Below are 11521 nucleotides of genomic sequence, written 5' to 3'. Positions count from 1 at the left end.
ACCCCACCTCGACCACGGCCAACCCCGCACCAACACCTACCACCACCCCGAACGCTTCCTCCGCGACACCGACGACGACGACCCCGTTTGACGTAACGACCCGTTTCGCCCGGCTTCGCCGCGCTCACGATCGCCGCGCTCACGATCGCCGCGGGCCTGAGACCATGAAGCTATGTACGACTTGGAAGACACCATCCGGGAGCGGCATTCGACGCGGCTGTTCCTGCCCGACCCGGTGCCGCGCCACCTGGTGCGGGAATCGCTGGAGCTGGCCATGCGCGCGCCGTCGAACTCCAATGTGCAGCCATGGCACCTGGTTTTCGTCGCCGGCGCCGCCCGCGACCGGGTGGTGACCGCGATGCTGGAAAAGGCCCGCGCCGAACCGCCCCGGGTACCGCAGCTGCCTGCCGAGTTCGCCCATTTCCGCAGCGACACCGGCGCACACGTGTACGGCTCGATGGGCATCGCCCGCCACGACAGCGAGGCGCGGCGTATCGCCGTGTTGCGCAACTGGGAGTTCTTCCGCGCCCCGCTGGGTGCCATCGTGTGCATGCATCGCGACCTCGGCTACGCCGACAGCATGGGAGTGGGTATGTTCCTGCAGACCTTGCTGCTCGCCCTGACCGCGCGCGGGTTGGGAAGCTGCGTGCAGGTGGCGATCGCCGGGTACCCCGACGTGGTGCGCGAGCAGCTGAACATTCCGCCGGAGCTGAACATCCTGTGCGGCCTGTCCATCGGCTACTCTGACCCCGATTTCCCCGCCAACAGGTTGCGCATCGGGCGCGACGCGGTGGACGAGCACGCCGTGTTCCTCGACGAGTGAGGACCCCTGGTGACACCCAAAGTCGCCGCTAATCCGCGAAGTTCACGTCCTTGGTGACGGATTTCCACTCTTCGATCGACGATGACAGCGCGGCGAGCTTGTCGCGCATGGCCTTGAGCACGTCACGGCCCAGCAGCAGCCGCAGCGGCGGCTCGTCGAGCGTGGTCACCATCAACACGGCCTCGGCAACCTTCCTCGGATCACCGGGAAGATGATCGGCGAACTGCTTGATCAGGTCCTTGCGCGCCGCCACGTCGACGTAATCGGCGATCGGGGTACCCGACTCCTTCATCGATCGCGTCGCCCAGTCGGTGCGGAAGGCGCCCGGCTCGACGGCGGTCACCTTGATCCCCAGCGGCCGCACCTCGGTGGCGAGCGCCTCGGTGATCGCCTCCAGCGCGAACTTCGTCGACGAGTAATAGGCGTTCGGTGGATTGGCGACCAGGCCGGTCATCGAGGACATGTTGATGATGTGCCCGGAGCGACGGGCGCGCATCGCCGGCAGCACCGCCTTGATCATGTTGACCGCGCCGAAGTAGTTGACCTCGAACAGCTGTCGAACCTCGGCGTCCTCGCCCTCCTCGACGGCGGACAGGTAGCCGTGGCCGGCGTTGTTGACCAGGACGTCGATGCCGCCGAACGCCGTGTCGGCCGCCGACACCGCCGCCGCGATCTGCTCGGGGTCCGTCACGTCGAGCGTGACGGCCCTCGCCCGGTCACCGAACTCGTCGGCGAAGTCGCGCACCGAGTCGGCGCGGCGCGCGGTCACCACCGCGCTGTGGCCCGCTTCCAAAGCGGCCCGGGCGATTTCGCGACCGAAGCCGGTCGAGCATCCGGTGATCAGCCAGCGCGCCATCTCAGGCCGACCCTTCCGGCAGGCGCCGCAGATACGCGGTGCGCCGGTCGGCGAGTTGCGCCGCACGCTCCTGCGGGCTCACCGATGGCAGTTGTGGCACCTCGGCGTCGAGCCGGTCCAGCTTGACCACCCGGCCGCGTGCGCCGAGGTCTTCGCGGGGACCCGTCTCACCGAATTCGGCCATGCGCAAGGTCAGAATGCCCTCGAGCAGGCCGTCGGAGTCGATCCAGTTGGCCACTCCGGGGTCGGTCGGTGCGATCACGTAGGTGTAGCTGCCGTCCTCGTTGGCCAGCGATTGCGCCTTGTTGAGGCTGCCGGCGCGGTCGAGGATGTCCAGCGTCGTGCCCCAGATGTTGCTGAGCGGCACCGTGAAGTATTCGGCCCCACCGTCGTTGAGGTCCACCACGAACGCCTCGTCGGGTGCGAGGTCGAAGCGACCCATGACGTAGACCTGGTTGCGCATCGCGCCGACCTTGTCGGCCGACCAGGCCAGGTTGAAATGGTTGGCTGGCATCTTGTACACGCCATGGCTGAGCTTGCCGGTGAAGTTGGCGAAGTACTCCATCATCGCCGCGGTGGCCTCGGCCTGCTCGTCGAGCGTGCGCGCCGGTGCGGCCGGCGGCCCGCCAAGGCGTTGCACCTCGAGGTGATTGGGGTCGTCCCGGCCCCAGTCCAGCAGCACGTCGCGGATGTAGAACTCGTGCGCCTCGGGGGTGGTTTGCACGTGGTTGGGCCGCCCGCCCGCGGGGTCGGAGTCCACGGTGATGGTGAAGCTGCCGTCGGAATCGACCCGCATGGTGCGGCCGTTGAGCACGTCGACGGTGCCCATGCGCGCGTCCCACAGCGTGAAATAGTTCTCGGTCATCCGGTGCTCGCCCACCCGGCCGCGGATTTCGTAGCGCTCGTCGCCGGAGATCGGGATCACCCGGTACACGCTGTCGGGATTGTCGATGCCCCAGCGTGATCCGGGGATGCGCCGGCCGTCGACGGGGTGCGCCAGCCGGGTGATGCAGCTGACCTTGGGCCGCAGCTTGTCCTGGTTGGACGACCACACCGCCGCCGAGAACATCACCTCGGCGAACGCGTCGTCGAACCGCTCCCGCATCGCCTGCGACGCCTTGGCCCGGCCCAGCCAGGTCTCGGCCACCGATCGATAGGCGGCCTTCACGACCGGGTGCTCGATCAGCTCGAGTGCGGCCAACTCCTGTTCGTGCTGCGAGGCTGTCGCGACGGGGTCATCAGGCATGCGCTGCTCCTCCGATATATTGCCCAAAGCGCTTGTTATACAACGTGAATCGCTCGTCGACCTGCTCTGGGCGCAGGCCGTAGTCCGGTAAGCCATAGGGCGGCCGCGCCGCCTCGCGGGGACGCCCGTCGAGCCAGCGCCGCATCGCGTCCTCGGCCTCGGCCGTGAGCGGAATCCCGACGGCTTCGTAGACGCGTGCCACCTGGCCAATCGGGTCGGCGACCGCGTCGTCGAAGCCGATGTCGGTGACGCGGTCACCGTCATCGGACCAGCCGTCGCGGGAAGCCATCGCCCGATCGTTGGCCCAGCCCATCCGCTCCAGCCATTGCGCGCCGACCCGGTGCGCATCGACGGCGTCGGCGTGCATCGCGTGCAGGGTGGCGTTCAGGCTGGCCCCCGAAGCGATCGTGGTTCGCGGATCGCGATGCATGTGCACGATGTGCAGACCGGGGAACTGCGCACGCAGTGAATCCAAATAGCCAAGGTGGGCCGGCGATTTGAGCACCCAACGCCGGCCGTCGAGCCCGCGCCGGCGCTTCTGCCACTGCACGAACTGCAGCATGCGGTGCAGATACTCGTAGGCGGGGGTGAAGTCCTGCGCGTCGAGCCAGGATCGGTAACGGGGTAGGTGCGCACCGGATTCGGGGACATGGGACAGGAACGCGTCGGCCAGGAAGACGATCTCCTCCTCGGCCTCCCGCGCGTACATCGGATGGATGGCGAACAGTTCCGGCGCCAGCTCGCGCGACTTCGCCTCGCGCCCTTCGCTGATCGCGATCCGCGGATCGACCCCGGTGAATTCATAGTCCAGCCGGGGCGCGACCTCGACGACCTCCCAGCCGTAGGCGCAGACGAAGCGCGGGTCGGCGGCCAGCAGGCGCTGCAGCAGCGTGGTGCCGCTCCGCATCATCCCGACGACGACGATCGGCGGGGCGACGCGCTCGCCGAGGATCTCCGGGTGACGGCGCATCCACTCCTGGGCGCGCAGTCGCATGCGCAGGCTGTGCACGATGCCCGAGCGCAGGATGTGCACGCCGATCGGGTTCAGATCGGCGGCCCCGTAGTCGTCGAGCAACACCCGCAGCGGGCCTTCGAATTCGCCCGGGCCCCAGTCGGTGAGCGCCTCCTTGCGCTGGGCGTCGGCCATGACCGAGGCTGGGTCGAAAGCACGGTCGAACGGGGCGTCCACGCGCTCAGAACTTCAAATGCCGGCTGACGTCGCCGACCTGGTCGACGAACATGGTGCGGCTGTCGAACCGCCAGGCGCCGTCCACCCTCTTGAACGTGTCCTTGTAGTGCCCCGTCACGATCACCTGCAGCGGCAGTTCGGCAGTGGCCTGGGTGACGCAGTAGTAGGACGTGCTGCGGGCGGTTCCCGCCGCCTCGTCGATGTGCAGCTGCACGTTGGTGGTGTTGTGTTTGGTCTTGGGGGTGCCGTCTTCGTAGATGCGCGTGGCCATCTCATACATCTCGCGCACCCGGGCGGCGCCGGCGAACACCGTCTCCGGCGGCCCGTCCTCCACGCCGCAGATGCGGCCGTGCTCGAAGAGCCGGGCGACCCCGTCCAGGTCGCCACCGTCGAGAAGCTCGGCGTAGGTGTAGATCAGGTTGGTGATTTCTGTTGCGCTGTCACTCATGTGGACCACCCGTCGAACCCATGTCCTCCGCTTCCGCGAACAATGGTGGCAGAACCGGTCCAATTTACATAGAACCGACCATTACTCTTGATCGCCGTGACCCTACCTTGGACGCCGAGCCGGCTCGGCAACCTGACCGGCAAACGAATCGTCGTGACCGGAGCCACCAACGGCGTCGGGCTCGGGACCGCCCGCGCCTTGGCCAAAGCCGGCGCCCACGTGATCATGGCGGTGCGCAACACCGAGCTGGGCGAGCAACGCGCCACTGAAATCTCTGCGATGGGCGGCTCGACCGCGGTGGCCAGGGTCGACCTCGCCGACCAGGCCTCGGTGCGCGCCTTCGCCAGTTCGATCGACGACGACGTCGACATCCTGATCAACAACGCCGGCGCCCTGACCGAACGCCGCACCGAAACGGTCGACGGATTCGAGAAGACGCTGGCCACCAACCTGCTCGGCCCGTTCGCCCTGACCAACCTGCTCCTGCCCAGGGTGCGCTCGCAGATCATCAACGTCGGCTCCGACGCGCACCGGTCGGCGACGCTGCACCTGGACGACCTGCACCTGCGCCGGCACAAATGGACCCGGCTGGGCGCCTACGCGCAGTCCAAGCTCACGGTCATGCTCTGGGGCCTCGAGCTGGACCGCAGGCTGCGTGCGGCGGGGTCGCCGGTGGTCACCCAGCTCACCCATCCGGGCTGGGTGGCGTCGAACCTGTCGCAGCTGGGCGACTCGCCGCTGATGGCGGCCGCCCACAAGGTGGTCAAGGTGGTGGCCGACCGGCTGGCCAACGACATCGACGAGGGCGCGGCCCCCACGCTGTACTGCATCAGCGAACCGTTGCCGCCCGGCAGCTACGTCGGGGTCACCGGGAGATTCGGGCTGCGCGGCGGCCCGGTGCTGATCGGCCGGTCGCCGGTGGCGTGCGATTACGACGCGGCCGCCCGCCTGGTGGCCTTCGCCGAGCAAGAGACCGGCACGAAGTTGGAGGTGTAGCCATGGGCGAACTCGACAACAAGGTCGCCGTCATCACCGGTGCGGCGCGCGGCCAGGGCCGCAGCCACGCGGTGGCCTTCGCCGAGCAGGGCGCCGACATCATCGCCGTGGACATCTGCACCGACATCGACGCGATTCCCTACCCGCTGGGCACCAAATCGGACCTCGACGAGACCGCCCGGCTGGTCGAGGCCGCGGGCCGCCGGGTGGCGCCGGTCGTCGCCGACGTCCGCGACCTGGCGCAATTGGAGGCCGCGGTGCAAAGCGCTATCGACGACGTCGGGGAGGTGGACATCGTCGTCGCCAACGCCGGGGTGGTCGCCATCGGTGACCGCGAAGCCCACTCGGAACCGGTGTTCAACACGATCGTCGACACCAACCTCAAGGGCGTGTGGCACACGCTGCTGGCGACGGTGCCGTCGATCATCCGCAAGGGGCAGGGCGGGTCGATCGTGCTGGTCAGCTCGTCGCAGGGGCTGACAGGCCGGGGCGGCGACGGCAGTGCGGCGATGTTCGCCTACGCGGCGTCCAAGCACGGGGTGGTGGGGTTGATGCGGTCGGCGGCCAATGCCTACGCGCCACACAAGATCCGGGTCAACTCGGTGCACCCGAGCGGCGTCATGACCCCGATGATCCTCAATGACTTCGTCGTCAACCGGATGCTGGAGAACCCGAACCCGGCCGTCTCGCAGATGTTGCTGCCCGACGTGCCGCTGGTCGAAGCGCAGGACGTGACCGAAGCGGTGCTGTGGCTGGTCGGTCCCCGCGCCCGCTACGTGACGGGCGTGTCGATACCGGTCGACGCCGGGCACGTGGTGATGTAGCCGCGAACGGGCTAGCCCCGAACGACCTTGCCGGCCTTGATGCACGACGTGCAGGCGTTGAGGCGCTGCTTGTTGCCGCCCGGGCGGGTGACAACGTGCACGGTCTGGACGTTGGGGTCCCACCGGCGGCTGGTGCGGCGGTGGGAGTGCGACACCGACTTGCCGAAGCCGGGGCCTTTCCCGCAGATGTCGCACACAGCGGCCATTGTTCAAGCTCCTCAAATCTCGGGGGTCCGGCTCGGCGGTCTGACACGGGGCCGGGAAAGCCCGGCTGACCCGGGCCCAACCAGGATACCGACTCCGGTGGCAACCACCAAAACGATCGCCACCACTGTCGCCCCGTCTGGCTAGGCTCAATGGGTCGGATCGACCCGCCCGCGGGGTGGTGGTCACGGGCGGCCGTCGCCCGAGTCGCCGGGCTACGCTGGCGCCCACCGGGGGGCGGGTTGTGGAGGAGGTGGCTGACACTGGGAACGTCGGAACGTCTGCTCGACGCGATCGCCCTACGGGATTGGGCGCACACCGCCGTCAGTGACCTCATCACCCACATCGACGAGATCAACCGGCTTAACGTCTTTCCGGTCGCCGACTCCGATACCGGCGCCAACATGCTGTTCACGATGCGTTCGGCGCTGGCCGAGGCGAACGCCGGCGTGAATTCCGAGGGCGGCTCGGCCTGCGTCGCCCGGGCCGCCGCCGCGATGTCGGCCGGCGCCCTGAACGGCGCGCGCGGAAATTCCGGGGTGATCCTGTCGCAGATTCTGCGCGGAATCGCCGACGTCACCGCCGTCGCGGCCGCCGATTCCGGCGGTGAGCTGCCGCACATCGATGCCGCCCTGCTGGGGGCGTCGTTGCGGCGCGGCGTGGACCTGGTCATCGCCTCGATGGGCGGGGAGGAGATCCCGGGGACCATCGTCTCCGTGCTGCGGTCAGCGGCCGACGCCGTCGGGGAGTGCGCCCAGGCCGGGGACGGCCTCACCCCGGCGATCATCGCCGCCGGCGACGCCGCGGTCGTCGCGCTGGAGAAGACGACCGAACAGCTCGACGTGCTCGCCGACGCCGGCGCCGTGGACGCCGGCGGCCGGGGCCTGCTCGTCCTGCTCGACGCCCTGCGCACCACCGTCACCGGTCAGGCGCCCGCCCGAACCGTGTACGAGCTATCACCGCGGGCGCCGCAACCGGACGCCGCCGCCGAACGCCCCGCGCCGCAATTCGAGGTGATGTACCGCTTGGACGGCTGCGATGCGGCCGCCGCGGACGCGCTGCGGGACCGGCTCGGGGAGCTGGGCGATTCCGTGGGCATCGCGGCCGCGACGTCGTCGGCCGAGCGCACGTACTCGGTCCATGTGCATACCGACGACGCCGGCGCCGCGGTCGAGGCGGGGCTCGCGGCGGGGCGGCTGAGCCGCATCGTGATTTCGGCGCTGAGCTCGGGCGCCGCCGGACTGCCGGTCGGCGGCTGGACGCGGGAGCGGGCGGTGCTGGCCGTCGTCGACGGCGAGGGTGCCGCCGAGCTGTTCGGTGGGGAGGGCGCGTGCGTGCTGCGGCGCCATCCGGCCGCCGGCGACCAGGAGAACATCAGCGCGCACCAGCTGATGCGCGCGGTCATCGACACCGGCGCCGCGCAGGTGATGGTGCTGCCCAACGGATACGTGCCCGCCGAGGAGCTGGTGGCCGGATGCACCGCGGCGATCGGCTGGGGGATCGACGTCGTGCCGATCCCGACGGCGTCGATGGTGCAGGGGCTGGCAGCGCTGGCCGTGCACGAAACCGGCCGGCAGGCGGTGGACGACGGCTACACCATGGCCCGCGCCGCCGGTGCCGCCCGGCACGCGTCCGTGCGCATCGCGACCGAAAGCGCGTTGACCTGGGCCGGCCGCTGCCAGCCCGGCGACGGGCTGGGCATCGCGGGCGACGAGGTGCTGATCGTTGCGGCCGACGCGATCGGGGCGGCCATCGGCCTGCTGGATCTGTTGCTGGCGTCCGGCGGGGACCTGGTGACGGTGCTGGTCGGCGCCGCCATCGAATCGGAAGAGGACGTCGCGGCCGTGAGCGGCATCCTGCAAAAGCACATGCACGATCACCACCCGGGCACCGAGCTGGTCACCTACCGCACCGGCCACCGCGGTGACGCGCTGTTGATCGGGGTCGAGTAGCCGTGGCGTCGCTGACCGACCGGCTGGACTTCGTGGTGGGCGCCAAGGCCGCCGATCAGCTCGACGAGGAGTTGGGCATCCGCACCGTCGACGATCTGTTGCGCCACTACCCGCGCAGCTACACCGAGGGCGCGACCCGGTGGGACGCCGACGACCAGCGCCCACCGGCCGGCGAGCACATCACCATCGTCGACACGATCACCGAGACCAAGACCTGGCCGATGAAGAAGACCCCGAAGAAGGTCTGCCACCGGATCACCCTCGGCGCCGGCCGCAACAAGGTGACCGCCACGTTCTTCAACGCGAACTATCTGAAGAAGGACCTGACCGAGGGCACCAAGGTGATGCTGTCCGGGGAGGTCGGGTTCTTCAAGAACGTCATGCAACTGACGCACCCGGCCTTCCTCATCCTCGATTCCCCGGACGGCAAGAACCGTGGCACCAGCTCGCTGAAGAACATCGCGATCGCCTCCCAGGCCACCACCGGCGAGGTGCAGATGGCGGCGTTCGAGCGCGCCTTCTTCCCGATCTATCCGGCGACCACGAAGGTGCAGAGCTGGGACATCTTCAGGTGCGTGCGCCAGGTACTCGACGTCCTGGACCCGGTCGACGACCCGCTGCCCGCGGGCCTGTGCAGCCGCCACGGCCTGGTCTCCGAGGACCGCGCGTTGCGCGACATCCACCTGGCCGAAGACTCCTCGGCGCGGCGGCGGGCGCGGGAGCGGCTGACGTTCGACGAGGCCGTGGGGCTGCAGTGGGCGCTGGTCACCCGGCGGCACAGCGAGCTGTCGGAATCGGGACCCCCGGCGCCGCCGCGCCCCGACGGCCTGTCCGCGGAACTGCTGGGGCGCTTGCCGTTCGAACTGACCGCCGGGCAGCGCGAGGTGCTCGACGTGTTCGCCGGGGAACTCTCGGCAACCCGGCCGATGAACCGCCTGCTGCAGGGCGAGGTCGGCTCGGGCAAGACGATCATCGCGGTGCTGGCGATGCTGCAACTGGTGGACGCCGGTTACCAGTGTGCGCTGCTGGCGCCGACGGAAGTCCTTGCGGCCCAACATCTTAGGTCCATCAATGACGTGCTGGGCCCGCTGGCGATGGCTGGCCAGCTCGGTGGCGCGGACAACGCAACGCGGGTGGCCCTGCTCACCGGCTCGATGACCGCGGCGCAGAAGAAGCAAGTCCGCGACGAGGTGGCGAGCGGCCAGGCCGGGATCGTCGTGGGCACTCATGCGCTGTTGCAGGACGCGGTGGAATTCCACAACCTGGGCATGGTGGTGGTCGACGAGCAACACCGATTCGGGGTCGAACAGCGAGACCAGTTGCGGGCCAAGGCCCGTCCCGGTGTGACCCCGCACCTGCTGGTGATGACGGCGACGCCGATACCGCGCACGGTCGCATTGACCGTGTACGGCGACCTGGAAACCTCGACGCTGCGCGAACTTCCGCGCGGACGCCAGCCGATCACCAGCAACGTGATCTTCGTCAGGGACAAGCCCGCGTGGCTCGACCGCGCCTGGCGGCGCATCACCGAGGAGGTCGCCGCCGGCCGGCAGGCCTATGTGGTGGCGCCCCGGATCGACGAGACCGACGAGCCGGAGAAGCAGGAGCAGGACGCGAGACCGTCGGAGACGGCCGAGGGACTCTACGCGCGGCTACGTGCACGCGAGCTGGCGAACCTGCGCCTCGGGCTGATGCACGGCCGGCTGTCCGCCGAGGAGAAGGACGCCGCGATGGCGGCGTTTCGCGCCGGTGAGACCGATGTGCTGGTGTGCACCACGGTGATCGAAGTGGGCGTGGACGTCCCCAACGCCACGGTGATGCTGGTGATGGATGCCGACCGGTTCGGCATCAGCCAGCTGCATCAGCTGCGCGGCCGCATCGGCCGCGGCCGGCACCCGAGTCTGTGCCTGCTCGCCACCTGGGTCTCGCCGGGGTCGCCCGCGGGCCGGCGGCTCTCGGCCGTGGCCGCGACCCAGGACGGGTTTGCGCTCGCCGACCTCGACCTCAAGGAACGCCGGGAAGGAGACGTCTTGGGCCGCAATCAGTCCGGTCGTGCGATCAACCTGCGCCTGCTCTCGCTGGCCGACCACCGCGACGTCATCGAGGCCGCGCGGGACTTCTGCGTCCGAAGCTACGACGAAAATCCGTGCAGCCCCGAATTGGCCTTGCTGGCAGCGCCTTTCGTCACCACCGACCGGATCGAATACCTGGACAAGTCGTGACCGCCGGCGACGATGCAGAGCGAAGCGATGAGGAGGAGCGGCGCTTGTGAACCGCAAAGTGCTGCTGTGGTTGTCCGCGGCCGCGGCGCTCGCCCTGCTGGTGGCCTACCAGACGGTCGGATCCTCGACGGCCAGGCACGCGGACGAATACGCCGCGCGCGCCGACGTTCCGACCGTGCAACCGGGCGCCGACGTGCTCGCGGGTATCGCGGTGCTGCCGCTGCGGGCGCACCGGTACGACTACCGCAGGGCGGCGTTCGGCGACGCGTGGGACGACGACAACGACGCCCCGCTGGGCCACAACGGCTGCGACACCCGCGACGACATCCTCAACCGCGACCTCGTGGACAAGACCTATGTGTCGACCAAGCGGTGTCCGGACGCGGTGGCCACCGGCACCCTGCACGACCCGTACACCAACAAGACGATCGCCTTCCAGCGGGGCGCCAAGGTCGGCGAGGCGGTGCAGATCGATCACATCGTCCCGCTGGCCTACGCCTGGGACATGGGCGCCTACAACTGGCCGGACGGGGAGCGGCTGCGGTTCGCCAACGATCCGGCCAACCTGCTGGCCGTCGACGGGCAGGCCAATCAGGACAAGGGCGACGCCTCGCCGGCGCAGTGGATGCCGCCGAACGCGGCGTTCGCCTGCCAGTACGCAATGCAGTTCATCGCCGTGCTGCGCGGCTACGCGCTGCCGGTGGACCAGGCGTCGACCGGTGTGCTCCGCCAGGCGGCGGCCACCTGCCCGGCGGGTTAGC

The 11521-nt window shown here is 69.4% G+C and carries 12 protein-coding genes; 7 read left to right on the top strand and 5 right to left on the bottom strand.

What is annotated here, in order from left to right; genetic code table 11:
- On the top strand, nucleotides 1-91 hold a 91-nt coding region (locus A5704_RS29850), incomplete at its 5' end, for a hypothetical protein (protein ID WP_369828480.1).
- An 81-nt stretch (nucleotides 92-172) separates the two neighbouring features.
- Nucleotides 173-823, top strand: a complete 651-nt coding sequence (locus A5704_RS20415; RefSeq protein WP_067749862.1) for a nitroreductase — start codon at nucleotides 173-175, stop codon at nucleotides 821-823.
- A 28-nt stretch (nucleotides 824-851) separates the two neighbouring features.
- Here the strand turns inward: A5704_RS20415 and A5704_RS20410 are convergent, their stop codons facing one another.
- From A5704_RS20410 to A5704_RS20395, 4 genes are read right to left on the bottom strand one after another with little or no spacing between them, the layout of a single operon-like run.
- Nucleotides 852-1679 carry an oxidoreductase gene (locus tag A5704_RS20410; RefSeq protein WP_067749864.1) on the bottom strand — a complete coding sequence of 276 codons (828 nt, stop codon included), beginning with the start codon at nucleotides 1677-1679 and terminating at the stop codon, nucleotides 852-854.
- 1 nt (nucleotide 1680) lies between these two features.
- Nucleotides 1681-2925, bottom strand: a complete 1245-nt coding sequence (locus tag A5704_RS20405) for a hypothetical protein (protein WP_067749866.1) — start codon at nucleotides 2923-2925, stop codon at nucleotides 1681-1683.
- On the bottom strand, nucleotides 2918-4072 hold the full coding sequence (locus A5704_RS20400; protein WP_067749902.1) for a sulfotransferase: 1155 nt from the start codon (nucleotides 4070-4072) through the stop codon (nucleotides 2918-2920). Before A5704_RS20400 ends, A5704_RS20405 begins: the two co-directional genes overlap by 8 nt.
- A 46-nt stretch (nucleotides 4073-4118) precedes the next feature.
- Nucleotides 4119-4562 (bottom strand): nuclear transport factor 2 family protein, encoded by a 444-nt coding sequence (locus tag A5704_RS20395; protein ID WP_067749867.1) that lies wholly within the window; start codon nucleotides 4560-4562, stop codon nucleotides 4119-4121.
- 96 nt (nucleotides 4563-4658) lie between these two features.
- Between A5704_RS20395 and A5704_RS20390 the strand changes: the two genes are divergently transcribed.
- Both A5704_RS20390 and A5704_RS20385 read left to right on the top strand, forming a co-directional pair.
- Nucleotides 4659-5558 carry an SDR family NAD(P)-dependent oxidoreductase gene (locus A5704_RS20390; protein ID WP_067890739.1) on the top strand — a complete coding sequence of 300 codons (900 nt, stop codon included), beginning with the start codon at nucleotides 4659-4661 and terminating at the stop codon, nucleotides 5556-5558.
- A 2-nt stretch (nucleotides 5559-5560) separates the two neighbouring features.
- The gene (locus A5704_RS20385) at nucleotides 5561-6382 is read left to right on the top strand and encodes a mycofactocin-coupled SDR family oxidoreductase (protein WP_067749868.1); all 822 of its coding nucleotides are present in this window, start codon (nucleotides 5561-5563) and stop codon (nucleotides 6380-6382) included.
- 11 nt (nucleotides 6383-6393) lie between these two features.
- Here the strand turns inward: A5704_RS20385 and rpmB are convergent, their stop codons facing one another.
- Nucleotides 6394-6588, bottom strand: coding sequence for a 50S ribosomal protein L28 (gene rpmB / locus A5704_RS20380; RefSeq protein ID WP_067749870.1), 195 nt, complete (start codon nucleotides 6586-6588; stop codon nucleotides 6394-6396).
- Nucleotides 6589-6849: 261 nt separating this feature from the next.
- Here rpmB and A5704_RS20375 point away from each other — a divergent pair, with 261 nt between their 5' ends.
- From A5704_RS20375 to A5704_RS20365, 3 genes are read left to right on the top strand one after another with little or no spacing between them, the layout of a single operon-like run.
- Nucleotides 6850-8538 carry a DAK2 domain-containing protein gene (locus A5704_RS20375; protein ID WP_067890736.1) on the top strand — a complete coding sequence of 563 codons (1689 nt, stop codon included), beginning with the start codon at nucleotides 6850-6852 and terminating at the stop codon, nucleotides 8536-8538.
- Between the two features lie 2 nt (nucleotides 8539-8540).
- Nucleotides 8541-10760: an ATP-dependent DNA helicase RecG gene (recG, locus tag A5704_RS20370; protein ID WP_067890730.1), complete on the top strand. Its 2220-nt coding sequence runs from the start codon at nucleotides 8541-8543 to the stop codon at nucleotides 10758-10760.
- Nucleotides 10761-10806: 46 nt separating this feature from the next.
- Complete coding sequence (locus A5704_RS20365; RefSeq protein ID WP_067749872.1) at nucleotides 10807-11520, top strand: HNH endonuclease family protein; 714 nt, start codon at nucleotides 10807-10809, stop codon at nucleotides 11518-11520.
- Nucleotide 11521: the final 1 nt, after the last annotated feature.

This window comes from Mycobacterium sp. E735 (genome assembly GCF_001666955.1).
Lineage (GTDB): Bacteria > Actinomycetota > Actinomycetes > Mycobacteriales > Mycobacteriaceae > Mycobacterium.
The sequence above is the reverse complement of the archived record's forward strand: the minus strand, read 5'-3'. Positions and strand labels throughout refer to the sequence as shown.

What these genes read in the sequence shown, in the direction of transcription:
- A5704_RS20385 (WP_067749868.1), top strand. Translation starts at nt 5,561, where the DNA reads ATGGGCGAACTCGACAACAAGGTCGCCGTCATCACCGGTGCGGCGCGC.
- rpmB (WP_067749870.1), bottom strand. Translation starts at nt 6,588, where the DNA reads ATGGCCGCTGTGTGCGACATCTGCGGGAAAGGCCCCGGCTTCGGCAAG.
- A5704_RS20395 (WP_067749867.1), bottom strand. Translation starts at nt 4,562, where the DNA reads ATGAGTGACAGCGCAACAGAAATCACCAACCTGATCTACACCTACGCC.
- A5704_RS20415 (WP_067749862.1), top strand. Translation starts at nt 173, where the DNA reads ATGTACGACTTGGAAGACACCATCCGGGAGCGGCATTCGACGCGGCTG.
- A5704_RS20400 (WP_067749902.1), bottom strand. Translation starts at nt 4,072, where the DNA reads ATGGCCGACGCCCAGCGCAAGGAGGCGCTCACCGACTGGGGCCCGGGC.
- A5704_RS20410 (WP_067749864.1), bottom strand. Translation starts at nt 1,679, where the DNA reads ATGGCGCGCTGGCTGATCACCGGATGCTCGACCGGCTTCGGTCGCGAA.
- A5704_RS20405 (WP_067749866.1), bottom strand. Translation starts at nt 2,925, where the DNA reads ATGCCTGATGACCCCGTCGCGACAGCCTCGCAGCACGAACAGGAGTTG.